Raw genomic sequence first — 25,093 nt, forward strand, 5'->3', positions numbered from 1 at the left:
ATTATTGTGAGAGAGCCCCCGCACTTCGGTGCGGGGGCTTTTTTGCGTTCCCGTGCAGAAACCCCTTCCTGCGAGGACTCCTCCTTCCTTTAGGGTTTTCGTCATGCGCTACGACCCCCATGACGTGTCCCATGACGTGTCCGATGAGTACCTGATCCGTTCCGTGCGTGCCGACGAGTGGCCCGCGGTGCGGGAGATCCGGTTGGCCTCCCTTCAGGATCCGGTGGCCCATCTGGCCTTTCTGGACACGTACGAGAACGCCGTGGCCCAGCCCGACCACTTCTGGCAGGAGCGGGCGGCCGGCGCCGCGGAAGGGGCGCGTGACCGCCGGCAGATCGTCGCCGAGGAGCCCGGTGGGCGGTGGGTGGGTTCCTTGGTCGTGCTGGTCGAGGAGGCAGGGGCATCTGGTCGCCGTGTACGTGCGGCCCGAAGTGCGGGGGCAGGGGCTCACCGAGCGGCTCTTCACGCACGCTCTGGACTGGGCGTGGGAGGTCGCCGACGTGGACCGGGTGCGGCTGTTCGTGCACGAGGAGAACGGACGGGCCCAGGCGTTCTACCGGAGGTTCGGGTTCGTGGCCACGGGCGTGCGCGTTCCGGTGCCGGCGCCGGAGGAGACCGGTGCGCATGAAGTGGAGTTCGTCTTTGCACGGCCCAAGCGGTCGGCCTGAGTCTCTGACTCCCTGAGTAGCAGTCGGTCGCGGGCGTCAGGCCGGGAGTTCGTGGTGGGGCCAGCGGGAGCGGGCCTGCTCGCGGGAGCGGAGCAGGGCCAGGGTGGGGAGGCCACGGTCCGGGCCGGTGCCCTGGCCCGCGGCGAGCAGCTCCGGGAGCTGCGGGAGCGGGGCCACCGCGGCGACGTCGTCCAGGACGAGGGCAAGTGGTGGGTCGAGGCGACCGGAGGATGACCGTTCGGCCATGCGCCGGCCGCGCTCGACCACGCTTGAGGCGAGGGCCGTCAGGAGCGGCATGGCGCCGGGGTTCGACCTCGGGTCCTCGATGGGTTCACCGACCACATAAAGCGTTCCCCCTTCGTTGACGAAGGAATCCAAGGTGAGCGTGTCAGTTCGGTTTGGAGTACAAGCTTCCCGGACGTTGACGGTGGAGAGCGACGAAAGGGCTCGGGCCGTCAACTCCTGCGCGATGTCACGGCGTTCGGGGTGAGAGGTGAGCGCCGCTTCGAGTTCGCCCGCGGAACCGGCCGCAGCCTTCGGGTTCGTACGGAGGATGCGAACGGCTTCCTGGACCTGGGCGCCCTGGGCCCAGCGGTGCACGTGACGGATGGTGCGGCCGTCCACGGCCGCCGCGTGGAGGTAGCTGCGCAGGAGCGTTTCCGCGGTGTCGGCGACCGTCTGGTCGATCTTCGCGGTGGGGCGGACCGGGGCGAGCAGCGCTGCCGCGCGGGCCTTCGCCGTGTCCTTGGTCTCGCAGCCCGAGGAGGGGGACCAGTGGAGGCGGGCCGGGGTGTCGCAGAGGTGGGAGGGGTCGTAGAGGAGGACGGGGCCCAGTTTCGCGCGGGCGTCCTTGGTGGTCGACCAGACGGCGGGGTCCGAGGTGACGACGAGGGCGGGGCCGTCCGCGTCCCGGATCGCCTGGACGGCGAGGGGGTGGCGGGTGTCGCGCGGGCCGAGGACGACGGGGCCCCGCGGGGCCGGAACAGAGGTTTCCCACCCGCCTGCCCGTTCAGCTCGTTCAGCTCGTTCAGCTCGTTCACTGTCAGCGGCCGGGAGAGCCGGCTCAGTGGGATGCGACTCCAGCGGTGGCTCCGCCGCCCGTTGCGGGATCGCCTCGGGGGCGTGCGCCGTCGGCTGCGGTGCCGTGGCGTGTTCGACCGGCGGCTGTGGCGGCCTCCGACGTTCCGGCGCGGGCCCTTCCGCTGCCCGGCCCCGAACGGCCCCGCGGGGCTCGTCCTTCGTCAGGAGGTCCGGCTCCGCCGTGGCGACGGCTGCCCTGCGCCTGTCCCTGCCGGCCCGCCATCTGGCGACCGTGCCCAGCACGAACACGGTGAGGACCAGCAGCACCATCAGCTGCCCGATGAACAGGCCCCAGAAGAGCCCGTACCCGGAGAGCTGATCGACCGGGGTGTCGGGCCAGGCGGCCGCCAGGTCGTGCGGGGCCGCGATGAGCTGGCGGATGGCCAGCGGCGTACGGCGGAAGGTGACCCCGGCGGGCCACGAGCCGTGGGAGAAGAGGCCGGCGACGCCGGTCGCCGTCCACACCATGACGGTCATGCCGAGGGCGAAGGCGAGGATGCCCAGCAACAGGCCGTCGGGGATGCCCCCTTCGCCGCCACGCCCGCGATCGCGATCGTCCGGTCTCATCTCGGGTCGCTCCTCTACGCCACCGTGGACTCGGATGAGCCGTCGAGATCGCTCAGGTGTTGTTCCATGAAGGCCGCGGCCCGTTCCTCGGCCTCCAGCTCGGCGGCGCGCAGCGCGTCGTCCGCGAGGTGGTCCGCCGACGACTCCGTCATGGCGCGGTCGGTGAAGACGAGGGGCCGTTCGGTCTCGGAGATCAGGTGCTTGACGACCTGGACGTTGCCGTTGACGTCCCATACGGCGATGCCCGGGGTGAGCGAGGGGATGATCTCGACCGCCCACCGGGGCAGGCCGAGCACCCGGCCCGTCATTCTGGCCTCGTCCGCCTTCTGGGCGTAGATCGTCCGTGTCGACGCCATCTTCAGGATGGCCGCGGCCTCCTTCGCGGCGGCCCCGTCCACGACGTCGGACAGGTGGTGGACCACCGCCACGAACGACAGACCGAGCCGGCGGCCGAACTTCAGCAGGCGCTGGAACAGCTGGGCCACGAACGGGCTGTTGATGATGTGCCAGGCCTCCTCGACCAGGAAGATGCGCTTCTTCCGGTCGGGGCGGATCCAGGTGTGCTCCAGCCACACGCCGACGATCGCCATCAGGATCGGCATGGCGATGGAGTTGCGGTCGATGTGGGACAGGTCGAAGACGATGAGCGGGGAGTCGAGGTCGATGCCGACGGTCGTCGGGCCGTCGAACATGCCCCGCAGGTCACCGTCGACGAGCCGGTCGATCACCAGGGCGACGTCCAGGCCCCAGGCCCGTACGTCGTCCAGGGCGACGTTCATCGCCTCCGCCGACTCCGGTTCGGGGTGGCGGAGCTGGTCGACGATGTCGGTGAGGACGGGCTGGCGTTCGACGACCGTCTCGTTGACGTAGGCGTGGGCGACCTTCAGCGCGAAGCCGGAGCGCTCGTCCAGGCTGTGGCCCATCGCGACTTCGATGATCGTCCGGAGCAGCGCGAGCTGTCCGGTCGTCGTGATCGCCGGGTCGAGCGGGTTGAGCCGGATTCCCATGTCCAGGGCGGCGGTCGGGTCGAGGCGGATGGGGGTGAGGCCCAGTTCCTCGGCGATGAGGTTCCACTCGCCGACGCCGTCCTCGCCCTGTGCGTCGAGGACGACGACCTGGCGGTCCTTGAACCGCAACTGCCGCAGGACGTACGTCTTCTCCAGGGCCGACTTGCCGTTGCCGGACTCGCCGAGGACCAGCCAGTGCGGTGCGGGGAGCTGCTGTCCGTACAGCTGGAAGGGGTCGTAGATGTAGCCCTTGCCGGAGTAGACCTCGCGGCCGATGATGACGCCGGAGTCACCGAGGCCGGGGGCCGCGGTCGGCAGGTAGACGGCCTGGGCCTGGCCGGTGGAGGTGCGCACCGGCGGGCGGGTCGTCTCGACCTTGCCGAACAGGAACGACGTGAAGCTTTCCGTGAGGACGGACAGCGGATCCCGCATAGAGTCCTACCTCCGGATGCCGGTCGCGAACGGGAGCGTGTTGACGAAGGCGCGGTGGTGCTCGCGGTCGCACCATTCGAGCTTCAGGTACGACTTGCCGGCCGAGGCTCTGATCGTCCGCTTGTCGCGGGCGAGTGCTTCGGGGTTACGGGACGAGACGGTGATGTAGCCGACGAGGTTGACGCCGGCGGCGCCGCTCGCGAGGTCCTGGCCGCGCTGGTCGACACGGTTGTGCGAGGCGACGTCGCGCGGGTCGACGGTGCGGTTCATCTTGGCCTGGCGGCTGGCCTCGGCGTCGTCGTTCGTCTTCTCGGTCAGCATCCGCTCGATGGCGACCTCGGTGGGTTCGAGGTCCATGGTGACGGCGACGGTGCGGATCACGTCCGGGGTGTGGACGAGCAGCGGGGCGAGGAAGTTGACGCCCACCGGGGTCATCGGCCACTCCTTCACCCAGGCCGTGGAGTGGCACCAGGGGGCGCGGGTGGAGGACTCGCGGGTCTTCGCCTGGAGGTAGGTCGGCTCCATGGCGTCCAGCTCGGCCGGCCAGGCGTTGCGCCGGGTCATCGCCTGGATGTGGTCGATGGGGTGGTCCGGGTCGTACATGGAGTGGACGAGCGAGGAGAGCCTGCCCTGGCCGAGCGGCTGGCGCACCCGGATGTCGGCCTCCTGGAGCCGCGAGCAGATGTCGGTGAGCTCGCGGGCCATGACGACGGCGAGACCGGCGTCCTTGTCGAGCTTCTTGCCGCCCTTCGGGCGGGCGGCGCGGGCCATCGCCTGGCCCTCGGCGGCCAGTTCGCGCGAGTAGTGCATGCAGGCGACGAGGTAGGCGCGGTGCTGCTCGCTGCTCGTCGACACCATGGAGGAGAGCTGCTCGTACGACTGCTGGAGCCAGGCGGGTGCCTGCTCGTCGCCGCGTACGGAGACGTCCTTGGCGTGGGCGTCCGGGTCGGCGGGGAGCGTACGGGCGAGCATCTGGATGCGGGTGACGAAGCCGTCGCCGTTGGCGACGTGCTTGAGGAGGGTGCCGAAGCGGTCGACGAGCGCTTCCTGGTCCTCGCTGTCGCGCAGGCCGACGCCCGGACCCTCGATCTCGATCGCGGCGGTGACGGTCTTGCGGTCGGCGTGCAGGAGCACGGCGATCTCGTCGGGGCCGAAGGGCGCCGCGAGCCAGGTGATGCGTCCGATGCCGGGGGGCGGGCCGATCTCTACTTCGCGGCCGTCGATGTGTATGCCGGACTCCATGACGTCGCTGCGGTAGGCGGTGCCCCGTCGGAGCCCTCGCTTGAAACTGCGGTTGATCTCGAACCACTTGTAGAAGGTGCGCCGTTTGTACGGTACGTAGACCGCGGCCAGCGCGAGCATCGGGAAGCCCATGAGCAGCACGATGCGCAGGGACAGCACGGGGACGATCAGGCCGGACATCATGCCGAGGAACGCGCCCACGATGATGAGCCCGATCTCGCCGGACTCGCGGTTCCGGCCGACGATCGCGTTCGGCCGGGCGCGGCCGATCAGATATGTGCGGCGGGGCGTGACCTGATGGGTCAGGTGGGAATCGGTCGTCAACGCCCTTCACCTCCCGTGCGGTTGTTGCTTCCGTTGCGATTGTTCCCGGCGTGGGGGGTGTTCACCGGGCTGGAGCGGGGCGGGGGCGCGGCGGGGGCCGACCCGCCGTTGCCCGAGTTGCCGCGTGAGCTGTGGGCCGCGACGCCGCCGGAGACGGGGTTGGAGGGGCGGGCGCCGCTGTTGCCGCCGCCTCCACCGCCGTTGTTGTCGGCCCGGCTGCTGTGGGTCTTGATGCCCTGGGCGACGAGGGTGGCGGGCGAGCTGATGACGGCCGCGGCCTTGCCTTCGGCGCCCTGCATGATGCGGTTGTTGCGGGAGCCGGCGATCTCGTCGCCGAAGCCCGGTACGAAGCGGTAGATCATCGCGCTGGCGAAGATGGCGAGCAGGATGATCGCGAGGCCGGAGACGACGGCGGAGAAGGAGTCGGGGCCGTCCTCCGCGGAGAGGGCGCCCGCGAGGCCCAGGACGATCACGATGACCGGTTTGACGAGGATGACGGCGATCATGATGCCGGCCCAGCGGCGGACGTGGCCCCAGAGGTTCTTGTCGACGAGGCCGGCGTAGACGACGGTGCCCAGGAGCGCGCCGACGTAGAGGAGGGCCGCGCGGATCACCAGCTCCAGCCACAGGACGCCGGCGGCCAGGATCGACACGAGGGAGACCACGATCAGCATGATCGGGCCGCCGCCGATGTCCGTGCCCTTGTTCAGGGCGCCGGAGAAGTTGCCGAAGAAGGTGTCCGTCTGGTTGCCGGTGGTCTTGGCGAGGACCTCCGCGATGCCGTCGGTCGCGGACACGACGGTGTAGAGGATCAGAGGGGTGAAGGCCGAGGCCAGCACCGTCAGCCAGAGGAAGCCGACGGCCTCTCCGATGGCTGTGCTGAGGGGGACGCCGCGGACCGCGCGCTTGGCGACCGCCAGGAGCCACAGGAGGAGGGTGAGGATCGTCGACGCGGCGAAGACCACGGCGTACTGCTGGAGGAACGTGGAGTTCGTGTAGTCGACGGTCGCCGTGTTCTGGACCGCGTCACTGAGCTTGTCGATGGTCCAGGAGGCGGCCTTGGCGCAGCCCTTGGCGAGGGAGGCGAGGGGGTCGAGGGCGGTGGTGGGGTCGTCGAGGGAGGGGCCGTTGCGGCTGGAGCCGCCGCCGGTGTCTCGTTCGCAGTACTTCTTGGCCTCACCGGGGATGAGATCGCAGACGTCGTCCGAGGGTGTCGGTGTCGGCGTCGGTGCCGCATAGACGCGGGAGGCCGTGAGTACGACCGCGGCCTGTACGGCCGCTGCGACTCCGGCGAGCTTCAGCACACGGCGCGGGCTACCGGGCATACGTGAACCCTCCGTACTCTTCGATGGCCTTGCTGATCTCGTCGGAGGAGGCCGCCTGGTCGTCACCGGGGACGGGAGCCGGACCGTCCTTCTGGGAGTCCTTCGTGACTTTCCAGTCGCCGTCGGACCATCGCAGATCGAAGGTCCAGGTCTTCCAGGCGGAGTGCACGGGGTCGGTCGAGTTCGGTCCGGACATCCCGATGAGTCCCACGCACCAGACCGAGATCCGGGCGCCGCTGTCGCTGTATTCCTCGACTCCGGCGCCCAGGGGGACCGTGCGCGAGACGAAGGTGCTGCCCTCGGGCGCCTTGCCGTCGGCATCGAGACCCAGCTTGCCGAGGAAGCTCTCCGAGTAGGCCTCGTCCATGGGGCCCTGGAGCTTGCTCGCGGCCGCGGACGTGTAGAGCCCGGCGACGATCTCGTGTCGTCTGTCGCTCTGGAACATGCCCGTCGAACCCAGTGCCACGGCGTAGTTCGAGGCCGCGCTCTGGGCGCCCTGTTCGGTCTGTGCGAACCCCGACGGGATCCCGCCCGACTTGGTCCGCACCGGCTGCTCCCCGGAGGGTGCCGTCGGGGCCGGGGCCGCCTTCTTCGTGTCGTTTCCGGTGTCGTCCGAGCCGGAATCCCCGCCACCACGGTTCGCGAAGGCGATGGCCGCAATCAGGAGGACGACGACGCCGACCACCGTGACGAGGCTGCGCGACGACGAACGGCCGCCGCGACGTGCCCCGCCGTAGACGTCGCCGTCACTGTCGGGGAGCCTGGTGCGCGTCTGGCCGCTGCCTCCGTAACCGCCGCCCTCGCCGCGCGCTCCGTGCTCGTCGCCGAGACTCATGACGCGAACGCCCCCTCAACCTCGTGCCGAACCGCGTCGTAGTACGACGGTAGTCCCGCTGGTTCCCGCGCGGGCGCGGTGTGGTGACTGGACATCAGGAAAACGGGACCTCAGCCGGTGGGCACGTCGGACGGGTGGAGTGGTGGAAGGACCGGGTGCGCCCGGCCGGGTCCGAGGACACCGGGCCGGCGGCCGCCTAGACGGCCATGCCGTACACGATGGTGAAGAGCGTGCCCAGCGAGCCGATGATGAAGACTCCGGTGAGGCCCGCGATGATGAGGCCTTTGCCTTGCTCCGCGCTGAAGGTGTCGCGCAGAGCCGTTGCGCCGATACGCTGTTTCGCCGCGCCCCAGATCGCGATACCGAGACACAGAAGGATGGCGACCGCCATCACGACCTCGATCAGCACCCGGGCCTCGTTGCCCAGGGTGCCGAATGGCCCCCAGTCCGGAGCGATCCCGCCGATGATCGTGTTGATGTCGCCCTTTTCGGCTGCGAAAAGCATGTAAGTCACCGCCCCTAGTGGGTTGTTCTGTCACCCCTGCCACTCTGCGCAGAGGTCACAGCCATTGTCGCTGACAATGGCACCGTCGCATGTCGACTTGGAGTCATTGGTTGGCGGGTTTCGTGCGAAACCCTTGTTATCGGTGCTCGCGGGGCCCCCAGGGGGCGCGCGGGACGATCCACGGGGGGCGTATCGTCACTCTGTGTATCACGGCAGGTCACGCCGGGCAATGAAGTGGGAGCGGAACCTGTGGTGTGGTTCCGTCGTTAGCCCCTCTTACGCGACCGCCGCCTGAGAGTGGCTGATTCCGCCTGTCCATCGAGCCCGACTCCGTCCCCTGTGCGCCGGTTCTTCGTGCCGATGTCCTTCGGGCGTACGTCTCCTGGTGAGTAGACGCCACCCGATTTGTGCTGAGTGAAGGTTACCCGGGCGCGGTCGTGGGATGTCGCGAGGTGGGGGCTCACGGTGGACAACGGGTGCACTTCCGGGCTTGGTTGACGGAGGTGCCGCGGGCGGAGGCGCAGGGGAGGCGCACGGAGGTGTCCGGGGGGTGTCCGGGGGTGCAGGGTGGTGAGGCGCGAGGGGTGCGGGTGGTGCGGGTGGCGTGAGTGGCGTGAGTGGCGCGGGCGTCGCGAAGAGTGCCGGGGGTCGCGGGGGTCGTGCGATCCCGAGTATCCGTCTGCGCTTATATAAGTACATGGTGATACTTTGATGCCGTGCACGCATTCGACGTACTCGGTGATCCCGTTCGCCGCCGGATCCTGGAGCTGCTCGCCGACGGAGAGATGAGCTCGGGGGCGGTGAGCGAGGTCGTCCGGGAAGAATTCGGGATATCCCAGCCCGGTGTCTCGCAGCACCTCAAGGTCCTGCGGGAGAACGGCTTCGCCACGGTCAGGCCGGAGGGCACCCGGCGGCTCTACGCCGTGAACTCCGACCCCCTGCGCGACATAGACGCGTGGCTGGACCGCTTCCGGCGTCTGTGGACGCCCCGCCTCGACGCCCTGGCCACCGAGGTGGCCCGGGGCGCACGCGAACGCCGGCTGCGCGAGCGGTCCGGTGACGGCAACCCCTGATCGCTTCACAGTTGAGGAGCAACCCCATGATCGACGTCACGCATCAGATCAACTCTGTACGGCGCCAGGTCGGCAGCCGGGTCCTTGAGGCCGGTGAGGCCCACGTGGTGACCCTGGGCCGGACCTACGACACGACCGTCGAGGATCTGTGGGAGGCCTGTACCGACCCCGAGCGCATCCCGCGCTGGTTCCTGCCCGTCACCGGTGAGCTCCGCCCCGGCGGCAGGTACCAACTGGTGGGCAACGCCGGTGGCACCGTCGAGAGCTGCGACCCGCCCAAGGGCTTCACCGCGACCTGGGAGTTCGACGGGAACGTCAGCTGGATCGAGCTCCGGCTGACCCCCGCGCCGGACGGCGGGACGCGTTTCGAGCTGGACCACATCTCGCCCGACGACGACCCGAAGTGGCAGGAGTTCGGGCCCGGAGCGGTCGGCGTCGGCTGGGACATGGGCCTCATCGGACTCACCCTGCACCTGGCCTCCGGCGGCGCGGCCGTGGACCCCCAGGAGGCCATGGCCTGGTTCGCGACCGAGGAGGGGCTGCGGTTCGCCGCCTTGAGCAGCGAGGGCTGGTACGAGGCGAGTGTCTCCGACGGTGAGCGGGAGGAGGTCGCGCGGGCGAGGGCCGACCGGACGACCGCGGCGTACACGGGGGCGGAGTCCTCCTGAGCGCTCGCCGCCCGGAGCGCTTACTGTTCAGTAACCTCGCATGGCAGGCTCCCCCGTGAGCCTCCCGCCGGACCCGTAGTGGAGGAGAAACCGTGCAGCGGTCGGAACGGTCACCCTTGTTGCTCGCGGGGCTGCTGGCCTCCGCCGCGGTCGCCCACTTCGCGGTGCCGCGGCAGTTCGACGCGATGGTTCCGTCCGCGTTGCCGGGCGCGGCCCGCAACTGGACGTACGCGAGCGGGGTCGTCGAGCTGGCGCTGGCGGCCGGGGTGGCGGTGCCCCGCACGAGGCGGGTCGCTGCGCTGGCCGCCGCCGGGTTCTTCGTCGGGGTGTTCCCCGCCAACGTCCAGATGGCCGTGGACGCGCGGCGCGGGCCCACGCCCCGCAAGGCCGCGGCGCTGGCCCGTCTGCCGCTTCAGGTGCCGTTGGTGCTGTGGGCGCGGGGTGTGGCCCGGAGCGGTCCGGCGGGCCCGGCTGCTCAGGGCTGACCGCCCCCGAGGCCGTCCACGCCTTCCACTCCCTCCACGAAGTGGTCGAACTCGCCGGCCTGTACGCCGAGTACGAAGGCGTCCCACTTCTTCTGGGTGGTCGTGACGACGGTGTCGGGGTCGCTGGTCTCCCGGATGTAGACGAGTTCGTCGTCGCCGAAAGCGAGCTCGATCCAGGGGCCGGGCCCGGTCGCCTCCGGCGGGGCGGCGCGTTCCCAGGTGAGGTTGGTGGGGATGTCAGACATGAGAGGGGCTCTCTTTGAGTACGTGGATGAGGGCGGCGAAGGTTTGGGGGGTGGTCCCGAGGGTGGAGTGGGCGGGGTCGGCGGTTTCGGTGAGGTGGATGGTGCCGGTGGGGGTGGTGATTACGTGGACGCAGGAGTTGCCCTGTGCGCAGTAGGACGACTTCTGCCAGGTGGGTTCGGGCATCTGGGGTTCCTCGCAGGTCCCGGAAGCGTCAGCTGGGCAGGGTTTCCTTCTTGGCCTTCAGCCCGTGGATGAGGGCTGCGAAGGCGTGGGGAGTGGCGCCGAGTATGGAGTGGGCCGGGTCGCTGCTTTCGGTGAGGTGGATGGCTTCGGCAGTGGAGGCCGTGTGTATGCATGAGTCGCCCTCGGAGCAGTAGGACGACTTTTGCCAGGCGGACGGAGTCAAGGGAGTTCCCTAGAGGTCGTGGATCACTGTGCGGATGAGGTCGCGGGTCTTGTCGGGTGACAGGGCCACCGCGTTCAGTTTCTCGAAGAGGTTCCGGTACTTGCGCAGTTGGGCCTCGGCGTCCAGGAACGTGAGGCCGTGAGACTGGTCGAGGTGCACTGTGTCGAGCTCCGGTACTGGGCCGTGAGCGTAGAAGATGGACTGGCCCGACCCGGGGTAGGCGCCGGCGTCGAATGTGATGGCGCGCAGGATGATGTGCTCCCGCTCGCTCGCGTCCAGCAGATGTTTGAGCTGCTGTTGTGACACTGACGGCCCGCCGATCTTCATCCGCAGAGCTGCCTCGTGAATGATCGCCTCATACGGAGTGGGGTCGTCCCGGTACAGCACATCCTGGCGCTTGATGCGGAAGGAGACGCGGTGCTCGATGTCCGGCGGTGAGAGCTCCGTGACTGCCTGACGAAAGATTTCCCGGGCGTGGTCGACGGTCTGGAGCAGGCCGGGGATGCGTGCAGTGATCATCGTGCGCAACGACTGGGCGTTGTGCTCCAGCTCCGCCAGGTCGAGCAACGGGCCGGGCAGGATCTCACGGTACGTCTCCCACCAGCCGCGCTTGCGGCCACCGACCATCCCCGCGATGGCTTCCACCAGAGCTTTGTCCGAGCAGTCGTACCGGCACGCCAAAGTGCGCACGCGCTCCGTACTGACACCGAGCCGGCCCGTCTCCATGTTGCTGACCTGTGCTTGCGGCATGCCGAGGAGCTGAGCGGCCGCCGTCGAGGTGAGGCCTGCCTGTTCTCGCAACTTGCGCAGCTCGACCCCGAGCCGGAGTTGACGCCCTGTCGGGTTGGTGCGCACGGCGATGCTCCTCGATCCTCCGTGCTGCAAGTCACCCACACGGATGGTTGTCCTTACCCTTCACCCTTATTCGGTGAAGAATATAACTACTACCGATACCTTGCTGGTTGAGCGCCTCGCTCAGAAGCACCCCGCTCGACGGAGCGGCCGCGGTCACTGAGCAACCGTCCAACTCCTCTTCGTGATCGGAGACTTCCGATGGCAACGGTATCCCCGTCCTGGGCCTGCACCCTTCAGCTCCCGCGCGATCCGCGGTCACCCGGTATCGGCCGCGCCACCCTGCGCATCGTCCTCGCCGCCCACGGCCTCGCCCCGCTCGTCCCCGCCGCGGAGCTGCTCGCCGGCGAGCTGCTCACCAACGCCCATCTCCACACCAGCGGGCCCTACGCCCTGCGGCTGCGTGCCGTCGCGGCCGCGCGGGTGCGGGTCGGGGTGTGGGACTCCGACCCCACCGTCCCGAAGGAGTTCGACGACCCCGGTCTCGTAGCGCCGGACACGGCCGAGAGCGGGCGCGGTCTGCAACTCGTGCGGGCCTGTGCCGATACGTGGGGCGCGTACCGGCTGAGCGGCGACCGGGGCGGGAAGCTGCTGTGGGCTGAGTGTCAGTGGTGTGACCTAACGTATTGATGGATGAGCGGAGTGTGAGGAGGGTGGAGTGGTGGAGGTCGAACAGCGGCTCGGGGCGGCGTGTGCCCGTGCGGGCCGTGAAACGGAGGAAGCGGCGGCGGTCGCGCAGCGCGGTGGGTTTGAGGAACTGATCAGGCCGAAGCTTCCGCGGGTGCTCGTCGCGACAGAGATGTCGTCCATCGAGATGCCGGACGAACCGGATGACTTCGTGACGCCGGATCTTCTGGTCTGCCCCCGGGACTTTCTGGTCTCCGACGACTGGCTGCTCCGATCCGCGGGACGTCGAGCTCGCCGTGGAAGTCATTTCCCCGTCCGAGAAGTCTCGGGGTATCAGGGACAAAGCCGACTGGTATGCGGTTGCGGGAGTAGTCGCGCTGCTGGTCGTCGACCCTCGCAAGGGCACCTGGGCCCTGCACACCCACCCGGGCGGCGGCGCCTATCAGGACGTGCTGCCCGGCAAGTTCGGGGAGTCCGTGCCGCTGCCTCCGCCGCTCGGCTTCGAGGTCGACACGGATCGGTTCCCGTTGTACGGCGATCCGCCGTGCGCCCGGCGATCGCCTCGCTGACCCGGTTTGTGCCACGGCCGGTTCCACCGAACGGGAGTGCATCGGTTGTGCGTGCTTCCCGGTGGGAAGCTCCTAGGATGACGTGGGCGAATTCCGGAGCTGTTGAGGGCGGTTGACGGTGCGTAAGGGCTGGATCTTGGTGACCGCCGCCGTGGGGGCGGGGCTGAGCTTCGTCATGGTGCTGGTGGTCGGGGTCTACCTGGTCGCCGGGAACCTGGCCAACGGCGCGGGGCAGGGGGCCGTCGGCCTGGCCAAGGGAGCCGTGCCGGCCGCGTACCAGACGCTCGTGCAGAAGTGGGGCAATCTGTGCGGCGCCATCAACCCGGCGCTTCTCGCCGCGCAGTTGTACCAGGAGAGCGGGTTCAACCCCGACGCCAAGAGCCCGGCCGCCGCGCAGGGGATCGCGCAATTCATCCCCGGGACCTGGGCCACGCACGGAATCGACGGCGACGGCGACGGCGACCGCGACGTGTGGGATCCGAATGACGCGATTCCGTCGGCCGCGCAGTACGACTGCACGCTCGCGAAGTACGTCAAGGACGCACCCGGGGACCAGACGGAGAACATGCTCGCCGCGTACAACGCGGGCGCGTACGCCGTCATCAAGTACGGGGGCGTCCCGCCCTACAAGGAAACCCAGAACTACGTGAAGACGATCACGACCCTGGAGGAGAGTTTCGCCGCTCCGGTCGGTCGTGTGCAGCCCTCCCAACAGGCCGCCGGCGCCATCTACTACGCCCAGAAGAAGCTCGGGACGCTCTACCTCTGGGGCGGCAACGGCACCGCTGACCAGGGTGGACGCTTCGACTGCTCCGGGCTGACCAAGGCCGCGTACCACAGCGTGGGCATCACCCTGCCCCGCGTGGCCAACGACCAGTACAACGCCGGGCCGCACCCCGAGCGGGACGAACTCCTCCCCGGCGACCTGGTCTTCTTCTCGGACGACCTCACCAACTCCCGGGCCATTCGGCACGTCGGTATCTACGTCGGCGGCGGATACATGATCGACGCGCCCCGCACGGGCGCCGTGATCCGCTTCGACCCCATCGACACCCCCGACTACTTCGGGGCGACCCGTGTGACGGAAGATGGCGCGAAAGCATTGCCTACCTCTGTGTGAAACACACCCCTGAGCTGCGGCGATGTATCTCTCTTCGGTAACGTCTGAGTGATCATTCGGTGGAGGGCGGAACGTATGCAAGGGGAGTGTGCGTTCCTGTTCTTGTAGCCGATGACGGGGGTTGTGGCGCTGCGCATCCGGTGGGTGCGCTGGAAAGATGACGACGAAGGGGCCGTTGCACCATGGCTGGACTGGCCGACTCCGGATCGAACCCCGACGTCGACTTGCTCTACGACATCAATGGCCTCGCCAAGGACGCGCCGCACTGGTTCGACCGCGTCATGGAGTTCGTGGGTGAGTTCGGGCTGCTGCTCGTCCTGGTGCTGCTGATCCTGTGGTGCTGGTGGACCGTGCGGCGACGGGGCGGGGACGATGCCGCCTCCTCCGTGGCCTCGCTGATCTGGGCGCCGTTGGCCGCCGGGGTCGCCGTACTCGTGAACGTGCCGATACGGGGCTTCGTGGAGCGGCCCCGGCCCTTCGTGGACCATGAGGGGCTGGATGTCCTCGTCGCCGGGAAGACCGACTACTCGTTCGTGAGCGATCACTCGACTCTCATGATGGCCATGGGAGTCGGGCTGTTCCTCGCGAACCGGAAGTTCGGGCTCGTCGGGATAGGGCTCGCGCTGCTCGGTGGGTTCTGCCGGATCTACATGGGCGTGCACTATCCGACCGACGTCCTCGGCGGATTCGCCCTCGGGACCGCGGTGGTGCTGCTGCTCTCGCCGCTCGCCTCCGCCGCGCTGACGCCCTTGGTCCGGGCGATCGAGCGGTCCGGGCGGGTCGGGTGGCTGGTGCGGAGTGATTCCGCCGGAGGGCCGGGCAGGAAGAGCGCCCGGGGTGCGGGCGGTGTGGGGGCCGAGGCGGACCCTGAAGAGCGGGATCTCGCGGCGTAGGCGCTTCCGCTTCGTTTCGCCCGGGGCCCGGGGCCCGGGGTGCGGGGTGCGGGTGTCGGGTGCGGGTGGGTGGGGGCTGGTCGCGCCGTTCCCCGCGCCCCTAGAACGACTGGGGGAACTGGAAGAAGTTCTCGGGGTCGTACTTCTCCTTCAGGGTTTTCAGGTGCGGGGCCGCCGCGCCGTAGTACGCCTTGCGCCAGTTGGTGAGAGTGGAGTCCGTGTAGTTCTGGTAGGCCGAGCCCGAGGCGTGCGGGCCCATGGCCGTGTGGGCCTCGGCCAGCCAGGACTCGGAGGTCCTGCCGGACGTGCCGGGGCGCCACGCCGCGATGTACTGGGCCAGCATGCGTGAGCCGCGGTGGACGAAGGCCGTCGCCGTCGGGTCCACCCGGTTGATCGCGCCGCCCAGGGCGGTGAGCGCGATGCTTCCCGTGCCGCCCCGCACCCCGGATATCTGGGAGAGCAGGGTCCGGACGCCCGCCGCCGGGATCGAGCGGTCGAAGAAGTCCGAGCGGCCCGCGTACGTCTCACGGTTCAGCGCGCCCTCCGTCGAGCGGCCCGGTGTTCCGCCCGGGAGGTGGCACTGCGCGTCGCTGGAGAAGGACGAGCAGCCCGCGTACACCTCCATCGACTCCTCGTAGGAGCGGCGCCTGAGGGAGACGCTCTGCGCGGAGGCGCCGATCCGGTCCGCGAGGCGGTCGACGGCGTTCTGCAGCTCGCCGTACGTGCCGAGCGAGAACGCGGCGACGGAGACGGTGGGCGTGCCGCCGGCCGCGTTCGAGAGGTGGAGCGAGGACCAGATCTCGTCCGGCTGGTCGGGCCCCCACTCCTGCCAGGCGCTCACCACCGCGGCCGCCCTGGACCACGGCCAGGACATGTTCGCCGTGACGCCCCGCGGGGCCGGGTGCGTGGTGAAGCGGAGCTCCGTGACGACCCCGAAGTTGCCGTTGCCCGCGCCGCGCAGGGCCCAGAACAGGTCCTTGTTCTCGGTCGCGCTCGCGGTGAGCCGCCTGCCGTCCGCCGTGACCAGCGTCGCCTGCGTGAGGCTGTCGCACGTCAGCCCGTACGCCCGCGACACCACCCCGTGGCCGCCGCCCAGCGTCAGACCCGAGACGCCCACCGTGGGGCAGGAGCCCGCCGGGATCGTCACGCCCTTCGCGGAGAGTCCGCGGTAGACGTCGATCAGCTTGGCGCCCCCGCCGATCACGGCCTCGTCGCCGGACGCCCGTACCGCGGAGAGCTTCGACACGTCGACGATCAGCCGGCCGTCCCCGGAGGACCAGCCCGCGTACGAGTGGCCGCCGTTGCGGATCGATACGCGGATGCCGTGGGCGCGGGCGTACCCGAGCGCCGTACGGATGTCCTCGGTGTGGGCCACGTACGCGACCGCCGCCGGCTTCAAGGAGTCGAAGCGGGTGTTGTAGAGCTGGCGGGCCGCCGCCCAGTCCGCGTCCCCCGAGCGGACCAGGGGCCCCTCCAGATCCTTGGCCAGGGCCTTCCAGCCCGCCGCCGTGCTGCCGTGGGCCGTCGTCGTGGTGGCTCCGGTGGGTGCGGTCGTCCCGGTCCTGGTGCCGGACGCGCGCGTCCCCTCCGCGGACCGTGGCTCGGAACTCGGGGAGCACGCCGTCGACGCCGCCGTCACCACGACCGCGGCGCCGCCGCCCATGAATGTCCGCCGTTGCATGTGTGCCTCCCGTTGCTCCCGTTGAGGGAAGACGGGGCAACCGCCCGGCGGGTTCCCTGTGCGGGGCCCGGCATCGCCGCCGGAACGGGATCGGCCCGGCGAGGGGGCTTTCGGCCGGGACCGGGTTGGAACCTGTACGTGTTCAACCCGTGAGCGTTCCGTGACCTCACCGCACTGACGGCAGGGGTTCACCCGCCGTTCACTCACGGCCATCGGCGCCTTCACCTGTTCTGCCTAATTTCGGCCTTACCCGGTGCGTGTGCGGACGGATGCAGGCACACCCGCCGGTCGATGGACAGCAGGATGCACGAGCAGGACGACGAGGCACATCAGAACGAAGCAGTCTCATGGACCAGGACGCGGGCCGCGAGACTGCCCCACGACATCGCACGCCGCCAACCACGGCGGCTTCTGGAAGGAACTCCCGAAAGTGAAGCTTCAGCGCAAGAACCGGCTTCGCGCCCTTTCCCTCGGTGCTGTCGCCGTCTCCGGCGCCCTGGCGCTGACGGCGTGCGGCTCCGACGACACCAGCGGCGGTGGGAGCGGCGACAGCGGCACGACGGCCGCCAACAGCTCCATCAAGTGTGACGACGCCAAGGGCCAGCTGCTGGCCAACGGCTCCTCCGCGCAGAAGAACGCGATCGACGCCTGGGTCAAGCAGTTCGCGGCCGCCTGCAAGGACGTGCAGATCAACTACAAGTCCGAGGGTTCGGGCGCCGGTGTCACCGCGTTCACCCAGGGCCAGGTGGCCTTCGCCGGCTCCGACTCCGCGCTGAAGCCCGAAGAGGTCACCGCCTCCAAGGAGGTCTGCAAGGACGGCCAGGGCATCGACCTCCCGATGGTCGGCGGCCCGATCGCCGTCGGTTACAACGTCCCGGGTGCCGAGGGCCTCGTCCTGGACGCGAAGACCATCGCCGGGATCTTCGACAGCAAGATCACCAACTGGAACGACGCGGCGATCAAGAAGCTGAACCCGGACGCCAAGCTGCCCAGCCTCAAGATCCAGGCGTTCCACCGCTCGGACGAGTCCGGCACCACGGACAACTTCACCAAGTACCTGATCGCCGCCGCGCCCGACAACTGGAAGTACGAGGGCGGCAAGGCCTGGCAGGCCAAGGGCGGCCAGTCCGCGCCCGGCTCCTCCGGTGTCGCGCAGCAGGTCAAGCAGGTCCCCGGCGCCATCAGCTACATGGAGCTGTCGTACGCCAAGGACGGCATCAGCGCGGCCAAGCTCGACACGGGCGCCAGCGCGCCGGTCGAGGCCACCTCGGAGAACGCCACCACGGCCATCGCGGACGCCGAGGTCGTCGGCACGGGCTCGGACCTCGCGCTGGAGCTGAACCGCGCGACCAAGGCCGACAACGCCTACCCGATCACCCTGGTCACGTACGAGATCGTCTGCGACAAGGGCAACAAGGCGGAGACCCTCGCCGCCACCAAGGCGTTCCTCACCTACATCGCGAGCGAGGACGGCCAGAAGATCCTGGCCGAGAACGACTACGCCCCGATCCCCGAGGACATCATCGCGAAGGTCCGTACGACCATCGCGAGCCTGAGCTGACCTGAGCGTGTGGTCCGGCCCCACTCCACTCCAGGGGCCGGACCACACGCCGTCCGGTGCACCGCCGCCTGGGGCCGCGCGCAGCGTGTGGCCCCGCAGACCGGAGAACCCCATGGACATATCCACAAAGAACTCTGCAGCGCCTCCCCCCATCTCCCCGCCTTCCGAAGCCGACCAGAAGCGCGCGGCCCGTGTGGCCACGCGGCCCGGAGACCGGATCTTCCTCGGTCTGTCCCGCGGCTCCGGCATCTTCCTGCTTGTGATCATGGCCGCGATAGCGGTCTTCCTCACGTACCGCTCCGTGCTCGCGATCAGCAAGGACGAGAGCAACTTCCTCACCACCCTCGAGTGGAACCCGACCGCCGCCGAGCCGAGCTTCGGCATCGCCGTCCTGGTCTACGGAACGATCATCTCGTCGATCATCGCGATGGTCATCGCGATCCCGATCTCGGTCGGCATCGCCCTGTTCATCACGCACTACGCCCCGCGCAGGCTGAGCGGCGGCATCGCCTTCGTGATCGACCTGCTCGCCGCCGTGCCGTCCATCGTGTACGGCCTGTGGGGCGCCCTCGTTCTCGTACCGCACCTGAACGGCCTCTACGGCTGGCTGGACGACTACTTCGGCTGGACCGGCATCCTCGAATGGCAGGGCGGCGCACCGCGCTCGCTGTTCACCGTGGGCATCCTGCTCGCGATCATGATCCTGCCGATCATCACCAACGTGAGCCGCGAGGTCTTCCGCCAGGCTCCGCTGATGCACCAGGAAGCCGCACTGGCCCTCGGCGCCACGCGCTGGGAGGTCATCCGCATGTCGGTGCTGCCCTTCGGCCGCTCCGGCGTCATCTCCGCCTCGATGCTCGGCCTCGGGCGCGCGCTCGGCGAGACGATGGCCGTGGCCACGGTCCTGTCCTCGAGTTTCGAGATCAACGTCAGCCTGCTCGACGCGGGCGGCGGCACCTTCGCCCAGAACATCGCCAGCAAGTTCAGCGAGGCCACCGTGATGGGCCGGGACGCGCTCATCGCCTCCGGCCTGGTGCTGTTCGTCATCACCTTGCTGGTCAACGGCGCGGCCCGCATGATCATCGCCCGCCGCGCGGAGTACTCGGGGGCCAACGCATGAGCCAGTCAGTGAACGTGGAACGGCCCAGCTCCCTCCAGGGCGCCAGGCTGCCCAAGTGGACGCCGTGGGCGATCGCCGCGGGCTCGGTCGCTCTCGGTCTCGGCATCAGCGCCGCGGCCGGGCTGGACAGCAGCATCCAGTGGGGCCTGATGGCCGCGGTCATCTTCGTGGCCGGCTCGTACGGCCTCGGCGCGCGCGTCGAGGGCCGCCGGCAGGCCAAGGACCGGGTGGCGACCAGCCTGGTCTGGGTCGCGTTCATCCTCGCCGTCGTCCCGCTGATCTCGGTCATCTGGGAGACCGTCAAGCGCGGTGTGAAGGTCCTCGACGGCTACTTCCTCACCCACTCGATGGGCGTGGTGGCCGACACCGATCCCGGCGGCGGCATCTACCACGCGATCATCGGCACCCTGGAACAGGTCGGCATCGCCAGCCTGATCTCGGTGCCGGTCGGCATCCTGACCGCGGTCTACCTCGTCGAGTACGGGCGCGGCGGGCTCGCCAAGGCCGTCACCTTCTTCGTCGACGTCATGACGGGCATCCCGTCGATCGTCGCGGGTCTGTTCGTCCTCAGCTTCTGGATCCTCATCCTGGACATGGGCCCCTCCGGGTTCGCCGGCTCGATGGCCCTGACCATTCTGATGCTGCCCGTGATCGTCCGCTCCACCGAGGAGATGCTCAAGCTCGTACCGAACGAGCTGCGTGAGGCCTCGCTGGCGCTGGGCGTGCCGAAGTGGCGCACCATCATCAAGGTGGTGCTGCCGACCTCCATCGGCGGAATCATCACCGGTGTGATGCTCGCGGTCGCCCGCATCACGGGTGAGACCGCTCCGGTGCTGCTGCTGGTGTGGGGTTCGCCTCTCATCAACTCGGACCCCTTCGACGGCCCTCAGGCCTCGCTGCCGATGTACATCTACCAGCAGTACGCGGGCAGCGGCGGCGCCGGTGTGGCGTACGACCGGGCCTGGGCGGCGGCGCTCACGCTGATCATCTTCGTGATGATCCTGAACCTGGCGGCCCGCGGCATCGCCCGCTGGAAGGCCCCCAAGACCGGTCGCTGACGCGGCCATCCAGCGACCAGTAGTCCTTCTCGAAAGAAGCAGTGATCCCATGGCCAAGCGAATCGACATCAGCGGCCTCAGTGCCTACTACAGCTCGTTCCGAGCCATCGAGGACATCTCGATGACCGTCGAGCCCCGTTCGGTGACGGCCTTCATCGGCCCCTCCGGCTGCGGCAAGTCCACCTTCCTGCGCACCCTCAACCGGATGCACGAGGTGACACCGGGCGGCCGCGTCGAGGGCAAGGTCATGCTCGACGACGAGAACCTGTACGGCGCCGGGGTCGACCCGGTGGCGGTGCGGCGCGAGGTCGGCATGGTCTTCCAGCGTCCGAACCCGTTCCCCACGATGTCCGTCTACGACAACGTGGCGGCCGGGCTGCGCCTCAACGGCAGCTACAAGAAGTCCGAGCTGAGCGACGTCGTGGAGAAGTCGCTGAAGGGCGCGAACCTCTGGAACGAGGTCAAGGACCGCCTGAACAAGCCGGGTTCCGGGCTGTCCGGTGGTCAGCAGCAGCGGCTGTGCATCGCCCGCGCGATCGCGGTGGAGCCGAAGGTCCTGCTCATGGACGAGCCCTGCTCGGCCCTGGACCCGATCTCGACGCTGGCCATCGAGGACCTGATCGGTGAGCTGAAGGAGCGCTTCACGATCGTCATCGTGACGCACAACATGCAGCAGGCGGCGCGGGTCTCCGACCGGACGGCGTTCTTCAACCTGTCCGCGGTCGGGATGCCCGGCAAGCTCATCGAGATCGACGACACGGAGCGGATCTTCTCGAACCCGTCCGTGCAGGCGACCGAGGACTACATCTCGGGCCGCTTCGGCTGAGCGGGCCTGCCGCTCCCCGCTCCACATCGGTCTGAAGACCCCTCGCGGTGCTGCATGGCGGTGCCACCGCGGGGACCCATAGGGCCCGCCTCCCGGTCACAGGGGGGCGGGCCCGTAGGTTTTTCGCCCCCGCCGTCCCTTCCCCCCAGGTACCTGGGGGCGCGGGGAACCGCGCAACGGGGGTGGGGAGCGGAGCCCGAGGGCTCCTGGCTCCGCAGGTCCTTACAGGAACGCCACGTTCACGATCCAGAAGCTCGTCGCCGCCACCAGCGCCGCCGCCGGCATGGTGATGAACCAGCCGAGGATGATGTTCTTCGCGACACCCCAGCGCACCGCCTTCACCCGCTTCGTCGCACCCACACCCATGATCGCCGACGTGATGACATGCGTCGTCGAGATGGGCGCGTGGAAGATGAACGCCGTGGTGAACATGAGCGACGCGCCCGTGGTCTCCGCCGCGAACCCCTGCGGGGGATCCAGCTCGATGATCTTCCGGCCCAGCGTGCGCATGATGCGCCAGCCGCCGGCGTACGTACCCAGCGACAGCATCACCGCGCACGAGATCTTGACCCACACCGGAATCGGGTCGCCCGCGTCCTCGACGTCCGAGATGACCAGGGCCATCACCACGATGCCCATCGTCTTCTGGGCGTCCTGGAGGCCGTGGCCCAGCGCCATGCCGGCCGCCGACACGGTCTGCGCGATCCGGAAGCCGCGCTTCGCCTTGTGCGGGTTGGAGCTGCGGAAGAACCACATGATGACGCACATCACCAGATAGCCGACGACCAGGCCGACGACCGGCGAGATGAACATCGGGATGACGACCTTCTCCAGGACGCCGGACCAGATGACGTCGATGCCGCCCGCGAGGGCCGCGCCCACCATGCCGCCGAACAGCGCGTGGGAGGAGGAGGACGGGAGGCCGAAGTACCAGGTGGCGAGGTTCCACACGATCGCGCCCACCAGCGCGGCGAACAGGATCCACATGCCCTTGTTGCCGTGCGGCGTCTCGATCAGGCCCTGGCTGACGGTCTTGGCGACCCCGCTGCCCATGAAGGCGCCGGCGAGGTTCATCACAGCGGCCATCGCGAGCGCCGCACGCGGAGTGAGCGCACGCGTCGACACGGAGGTGGCGATGGCGTTGGCCGAGTCGTGGAAGCCGTTGGTGTAGGTGAATCCGAGCGCGACACCGATGGTCACGATCAAAGCGAAGGTGTCCATGAAGGGGTCAGGACTCCTTGACCGCGATGGTCTCCACCGTGTTGGCCACGTGCTCGAACGCGTCGGCGGCCTCTTCGAGGACGTCCACGATCTGCTTGAGCTTCAGTACCTCGATGGCCTCGTACTTGCCGTTGAAGAGCATGGCGAGCAGCTTGCGGTGGATCTGGTCGGCCTGGTTCTCCAGACGGTTGACCTCGATCCAGTACTCGGTGAGGTTGTCCATCGTGCGCAGGTTCGGCATCGCCTCGGCGGTGAGCTCCGCCGCCCGTGCCAGCACCTCGATCTGCTGCTCGACGCCCTTGGGCAGTTCCTCCACGTTGTAGAGGACGACCAGGTCGACGGCCTCCTCCATGAAGTCCATGATGTCGTCGAGGGACGACGCGAGGTTGTAGATGTCCTCGCGGTCGAACGGCGTGATGAACGAGGAGTTCAGCTGGTGGAAGATCGCGTGCGTCGCGTCGTCACCGGCGTGTTCCGCGGCCCGCATACGCTCTGCGATCTCGGCCCGGCCGGACGAGTCCGCCCCGAGCAGTTCCATCAGGAGCTTGGAGCCCGTGACGATGTTGTCCGCGGACGCGGCGAACATGTCGTAGAAGCTCGTCTCCCTGGGGGTCAGACGAAAGCGCACGTGGGGTCCTCGGATTGCTTCGGTGTAGGTCAGGCTGATGCTAGGCGCATCATCCAGCCACGGCTAACCGGCCGCCCTTCAGTGTCGCCCATCGGGCACAGTGATCAGCACAGGGTCCCGTGAGGGCATCGGCCAAGGGCCCTATACCCAGCAAAGTTCGTTACGATATACCCGGTAGGGGTATCAGTCAGCAGGAGGACGCGATGACGACCACCGAGGCCGGCGCCACGGTGCCCTCCGGGGAGAGCGCACAGACCGGTGCCGAGGCGATCGTGACGGACCACGACCGCGGGATCCACGGCTACCACCACCAGAAGGACGAGCACCTCAAGCGGCTGCGGCGGATCGAGGGCCAGGTCCGCGGCCTGCAGCGCATGGTCGACGAGGACGTCTACTGCATCGACATACTCACCCAGGTGTCCGCCTCCACGAAGGCGCTGCAGTCCTTCGCGCTCCAGCTCCTGGAGGAGCATCTGCGCCACTGCGTCGCGGACGCCGCGGTCAAGGGCGGCGCCGAGATCGACGCGAAGGTGGAGGAGGCGACGAAGGCGATCGCGCGGCTGCTGCGCACGTGACCCTCCGGGGGCGGGGCCGTCAGTACGTGCGGGGGCCGGTGTGCCGGGTGTGGGTGGGGTGTGGCCGGCCGCGCAGTTCCCCGCGCGCCTTGAGGGGCGCCTCGCAACGGGTGCCGCGAGGTCTACCTTCTGGGGCTTTTGCCGGGTTCCTCGGAGGAGTGTTCTTCGGCCACTTTGAGCACCTCGTCGATACGGTCGGGACTGAGCCGGTCCTCACGAGCGGCCGAGGCCGCGATGATCAGGTCGCCGCACAGCTCGATCTCGGCGAGGGCCACGTGGTCCTGAACTGCCGTACCGCGCGCCAGAGCCACGTGCATCACCTCTTCCTGCCGTCACCGACTTCCTAGAGTAGGGAGCGGCCCACGGACAGCGCATGGCACCAACGGACCATTTCCGGCCCCGCGCGAACAGGCCCCTCACTCGGCGATCCGCCCGGCGAAGATGTCGTCCGCCTTCGGCAGGCGTACGTCGACAGCGGCTCCGAAGTCGTACAGCAGCGTGGTGGAGGCCACAGCCACGGTGTTCTCCCGCTGCCCGTTCACGAAGCTGAACCGGTGACGGACCTTGCGGACCCGGCCCTGGTCGTCGAGGAAGACGTCGAAGGGGACCTTCGCCGTGGCGAACCCTTTCGCCGCCGCCCGCAGCGCCGCCCGGTTGCCCGCCGAGGCCGCACGCGCGGCCACCGTGAGGTCGGCGGTGCCGCGGTAGTGCCGTACGGCCGTGCCCGCGACCGACGTCCTGCCCAGGTACGTCGCCGTCCGGGCGCCCCGCAGCAACTCGGCGGCGGCGAACGGGTCGGTCGCGCCGCCGGTGACCAGGTTCCCGTCGGAGAGGGTGGCCGTGTCGACGCGTACCCACTTGTCGGCGGGTACGCCCGCGCCGCGGTTCTTCATGTAGAGCGCGCCCGGTGCGAGGAGCTCGGTGATCGGGCGGTGGTCGTCGGCGCCGGCCGGGTCCTGCGGGAGCAGCACCTTCAGCCGGCCCACCTGGTCCGCGAAGTCGTAGACACCCTCGCCGCGGATGGTCACGCGGGTGCCGCCGGTGGCCATCTCCATCGACGTACGGGCTTTGGAGGTGCCGGCACGCACCAGGTTCCCGGCGGCCCTGTGCAGTACCTCGACCGGGTCCCCGGCGGTCCGGGCGTCGTCGGAGGCCGCCGTGCCGCCCGAGCATCCGGTGGCCCCGGCGGCGCAGAGCAACAGCCCTGTCGCCGCGGCGGCCAGGGCGACCGCCCCGTCCCTGCGTTTTCGCTGCCGCTCCACCATCGCCTGCTTACCCCCAGCCGGGACGTCCTTGGGCGGGCCTCCTGTCGTTCCGCTTAACGACGGGTGGGAGGTGTTGTCACGCGGTCGGCGGGCTTGGGGAAGCGTTTACCCGGGATCAGTACCGTGGGGCGTGTGGCGCAGCAGGAAGACACAGCTCCCCCGGAACACCGGACGACGACGATCGAACGGGGCCCTTTCTGCCTGGCCCGATGCACCTGCGGCTGGAGCGGCCCG

Annotated in this window: 27 protein-coding genes and 1 pseudogene; 13 read left to right on the forward strand and 15 right to left on the reverse strand. The window is 69.1% G+C overall.

The features are described 5' to 3' along the window. Positions 1–103 precede the first annotated feature (103 nt). Positions 104–668 (forward strand): annotated as a pseudogene (locus tag ACLVWQ_RS10760) (GNAT family N-acetyltransferase). 36 nt (positions 669–704) lie between these two features. Here the strand turns inward: ACLVWQ_RS10760 and ACLVWQ_RS10765 are convergent. The 6 genes from ACLVWQ_RS10765 to ACLVWQ_RS10790 form a co-directional block, all read right to left on the reverse strand. Next, positions 705–2,315 carry a type VI secretion protein gene (locus ACLVWQ_RS10765; protein ID WP_414108105.1) on the reverse strand — a complete coding sequence of 537 codons (1,611 nt, stop codon included), beginning with the start codon at positions 2,313–2,315 and terminating at the stop codon, positions 705–707. Positions 2,316–2,329: 14 nt separating this feature from the next. Continuing rightward, complete coding sequence (locus tag ACLVWQ_RS10770) at positions 2,330–3,754, reverse strand: ATP-binding protein (RefSeq protein WP_414108106.1); 1,425 nt, start codon at positions 3,752–3,754, stop codon at positions 2,330–2,332. Between the two features lie 6 nt (positions 3,755–3,760). Then, on the reverse strand, positions 3,761–5,320 hold the full coding sequence (locus ACLVWQ_RS10775) for an SCO6880 family protein (protein WP_414108107.1): 1,560 nt from the start codon (positions 5,318–5,320) through the stop codon (positions 3,761–3,763). Further along, positions 5,317–6,645 (reverse strand): hypothetical protein, encoded by a 1,329-nt coding sequence (locus ACLVWQ_RS10780; protein ID WP_414108109.1) that lies wholly within the window; start codon positions 6,643–6,645, stop codon positions 5,317–5,319. Before ACLVWQ_RS10780 ends, ACLVWQ_RS10775 begins: the two co-directional genes overlap by 4 nt. Next, the gene (locus tag ACLVWQ_RS10785; RefSeq protein ID WP_414108110.1) at positions 6,635–7,480 is read right to left on the reverse strand and encodes a hypothetical protein; all 846 of its coding nucleotides are present in this window, start codon (positions 7,478–7,480) and stop codon (positions 6,635–6,637) included. Before ACLVWQ_RS10785 ends, ACLVWQ_RS10780 begins: the two co-directional genes overlap by 11 nt. 196 nt (positions 7,481–7,676) lie before the next feature. Beyond that, the gene (locus ACLVWQ_RS10790; protein ID WP_414108111.1) at positions 7,677–7,985 is read right to left on the reverse strand and encodes a hypothetical protein; all 309 of its coding nucleotides are present in this window, start codon (positions 7,983–7,985) and stop codon (positions 7,677–7,679) included. 716 nt (positions 7,986–8,701) lie between these two features. Here ACLVWQ_RS10790 and ACLVWQ_RS10795 point away from each other — a divergent pair. From ACLVWQ_RS10795 to ACLVWQ_RS10805, 3 genes are all read left to right on the forward strand, one after another. Continuing rightward, positions 8,702–9,058 carry an ArsR/SmtB family transcription factor gene (locus tag ACLVWQ_RS10795; RefSeq protein WP_414108112.1) on the forward strand — a complete coding sequence of 119 codons (357 nt, stop codon included), beginning with the start codon at positions 8,702–8,704 and terminating at the stop codon, positions 9,056–9,058. 26 nt (positions 9,059–9,084) lie between these two features. Next, the gene (locus ACLVWQ_RS10800) at positions 9,085–9,726 is read left to right on the forward strand and encodes an SRPBCC family protein (RefSeq protein WP_414108113.1); all 642 of its coding nucleotides are present in this window, start codon (positions 9,085–9,087) and stop codon (positions 9,724–9,726) included. 92 nt (positions 9,727–9,818) lie between these two features. Next, positions 9,819–10,211: a hypothetical protein gene (locus tag ACLVWQ_RS10805; protein ID WP_414108114.1), complete on the forward strand. Its 393-nt coding sequence runs from the start codon at positions 9,819–9,821 to the stop codon at positions 10,209–10,211. On the opposite strand, the gene ACLVWQ_RS10810 is transcribed toward ACLVWQ_RS10805, so the two are convergent. Genes ACLVWQ_RS10810 through ACLVWQ_RS10825 form a run of 4 tightly spaced genes read right to left on the reverse strand, consistent with a single transcriptional unit; the run spans position 10,202 to position 11,718 of the window. Next, entirely contained in the window at positions 10,202–10,456 is a 255-nt protein-coding gene (locus ACLVWQ_RS10810; protein ID WP_414108115.1) for a DUF397 domain-containing protein, read from the reverse strand. The genes ACLVWQ_RS10805 and ACLVWQ_RS10810 overlap by 10 nt on opposite strands. Beyond that, positions 10,449–10,640 carry a DUF397 domain-containing protein gene (locus ACLVWQ_RS10815; RefSeq protein ID WP_414108116.1) on the reverse strand — a complete coding sequence of 64 codons (192 nt, stop codon included), beginning with the start codon at positions 10,638–10,640 and terminating at the stop codon, positions 10,449–10,451. Before ACLVWQ_RS10815 ends, ACLVWQ_RS10810 begins: the two co-directional genes overlap by 8 nt. Positions 10,641–10,668: 28 nt before the next feature. Further along, positions 10,669–10,863 carry a DUF397 domain-containing protein gene (locus ACLVWQ_RS10820; protein ID WP_414108117.1) on the reverse strand — a complete coding sequence of 65 codons (195 nt, stop codon included), beginning with the start codon at positions 10,861–10,863 and terminating at the stop codon, positions 10,669–10,671. Positions 10,864–10,872: 9 nt separating this feature from the next. Then, a complete protein-coding gene (locus ACLVWQ_RS10825; protein WP_414108118.1) occupies positions 10,873–11,718 on the reverse strand; it encodes a helix-turn-helix domain-containing protein in 846 nt (281 codons plus the stop codon). A gap of 198 nt (positions 11,719–11,916) precedes the next feature. Between ACLVWQ_RS10825 and ACLVWQ_RS10830 the strand changes: the two genes are divergently transcribed. From ACLVWQ_RS10830 to ACLVWQ_RS10845, 4 genes are all read left to right on the forward strand, one after another. After that, a complete protein-coding gene (locus ACLVWQ_RS10830) occupies positions 11,917–12,345 on the forward strand; it encodes an ATP-binding protein (RefSeq protein ID WP_414108119.1) in 429 nt (142 codons plus the stop codon). A gap of 218 nt (positions 12,346–12,563) precedes the next feature. Further along, positions 12,564–12,911, forward strand: coding sequence for a Uma2 family endonuclease (locus ACLVWQ_RS10835; RefSeq protein WP_414108468.1), 348 nt, complete (start codon positions 12,564–12,566; stop codon positions 12,909–12,911). Positions 12,912–13,086: 175 nt separating this feature from the next. Further along, on the forward strand, positions 13,087–14,031 hold the full coding sequence (locus ACLVWQ_RS10840) for an NlpC/P60 family protein (RefSeq protein ID WP_414108470.1): 945 nt from the start codon (positions 13,087–13,089) through the stop codon (positions 14,029–14,031). A 182-nt stretch (positions 14,032–14,213) separates the two neighbouring features. Continuing rightward, on the forward strand, positions 14,214–14,924 hold the full coding sequence (locus tag ACLVWQ_RS10845; protein ID WP_414108120.1) for a phosphatase PAP2 family protein: 711 nt from the start codon (positions 14,214–14,216) through the stop codon (positions 14,922–14,924). Positions 14,925–15,024: 100 nt separating this feature from the next. Here ACLVWQ_RS10845 and ACLVWQ_RS10850 read toward each other — a convergent pair whose 3' ends face one another. Further along, positions 15,025–16,605: an FAD-binding oxidoreductase gene (locus ACLVWQ_RS10850; protein ID WP_414108122.1), complete on the reverse strand. Its 1,581-nt coding sequence runs from the start codon at positions 16,603–16,605 to the stop codon at positions 15,025–15,027. Positions 16,606–17,035: 430 nt separating this feature from the next. On the opposite strand from ACLVWQ_RS10850, the gene pstS reads away from it, so the two are divergent. The 4 genes from pstS (at position 17,036) to pstB (ending at position 21,170) form a co-directional block, all read left to right on the forward strand. Then, positions 17,036–18,166 (forward strand): phosphate ABC transporter substrate-binding protein PstS, encoded by a 1,131-nt coding sequence (pstS, locus tag ACLVWQ_RS10855; RefSeq protein ID WP_414108123.1) that lies wholly within the window; start codon positions 17,036–17,038, stop codon positions 18,164–18,166. A 112-nt stretch (positions 18,167–18,278) separates the two neighbouring features. Beyond that, positions 18,279–19,286, forward strand: a complete 1,008-nt coding sequence (pstC, locus tag ACLVWQ_RS10860; RefSeq protein ID WP_414108124.1) for a phosphate ABC transporter permease subunit PstC — start codon at positions 18,279–18,281, stop codon at positions 19,284–19,286. Then, positions 19,283–20,344, forward strand: coding sequence for a phosphate ABC transporter permease PstA (gene pstA, locus ACLVWQ_RS10865; RefSeq protein WP_414108125.1), 1,062 nt, complete (start codon positions 19,283–19,285; stop codon positions 20,342–20,344). Before pstC ends, pstA begins: the two co-directional genes overlap by 4 nt. 49 nt (positions 20,345–20,393) lie before the next feature. Beyond that, positions 20,394–21,170, forward strand: a complete 777-nt coding sequence (pstB, locus tag ACLVWQ_RS10870; protein ID WP_414108126.1) for a phosphate ABC transporter ATP-binding protein PstB — start codon at positions 20,394–20,396, stop codon at positions 21,168–21,170. 222 nt (positions 21,171–21,392) lie between these two features. On the opposite strand, the gene ACLVWQ_RS10875 is transcribed toward pstB, so the two are convergent. Further along, a complete protein-coding gene (locus ACLVWQ_RS10875; RefSeq protein WP_414108127.1) occupies positions 21,393–22,391 on the reverse strand; it encodes an anion permease in 999 nt (332 codons plus the stop codon). A 7-nt stretch (positions 22,392–22,398) separates the two neighbouring features. Then, positions 22,399–23,019 carry a DUF47 domain-containing protein gene (locus ACLVWQ_RS10880; RefSeq protein WP_107015224.1) on the reverse strand — a complete coding sequence of 207 codons (621 nt, stop codon included), beginning with the start codon at positions 23,017–23,019 and terminating at the stop codon, positions 22,399–22,401. Between the two features lie 203 nt (positions 23,020–23,222). Between ACLVWQ_RS10880 and ACLVWQ_RS10885 the strand changes: the two genes are divergently transcribed. Next, positions 23,223–23,594 carry a metal-sensitive transcriptional regulator gene (locus tag ACLVWQ_RS10885; protein ID WP_414108128.1) on the forward strand — a complete coding sequence of 124 codons (372 nt, stop codon included), beginning with the start codon at positions 23,223–23,225 and terminating at the stop codon, positions 23,592–23,594. 122 nt (positions 23,595–23,716) lie between these two features. On the opposite strand, the gene ACLVWQ_RS10890 is transcribed toward ACLVWQ_RS10885, so the two are convergent. Both ACLVWQ_RS10890 and ACLVWQ_RS10895 read right to left on the reverse strand, forming a co-directional pair. Further along, positions 23,717–23,911, reverse strand: a complete 195-nt coding sequence (locus ACLVWQ_RS10890; protein ID WP_414108129.1) for a hypothetical protein — start codon at positions 23,909–23,911, stop codon at positions 23,717–23,719. A 99-nt stretch (positions 23,912–24,010) separates the two neighbouring features. Next, positions 24,011–24,859, reverse strand: a complete 849-nt coding sequence (locus tag ACLVWQ_RS10895; protein ID WP_414108130.1) for a hypothetical protein — start codon at positions 24,857–24,859, stop codon at positions 24,011–24,013. Positions 24,860–25,093 lie beyond the last annotated feature (234 nt).

This window comes from Streptomyces sp. CWNU-52B (genome assembly GCF_047444975.1).
Classification (GTDB): Bacteria; Actinomycetota; Actinomycetes; order Streptomycetales; family Streptomycetaceae; genus Streptomyces.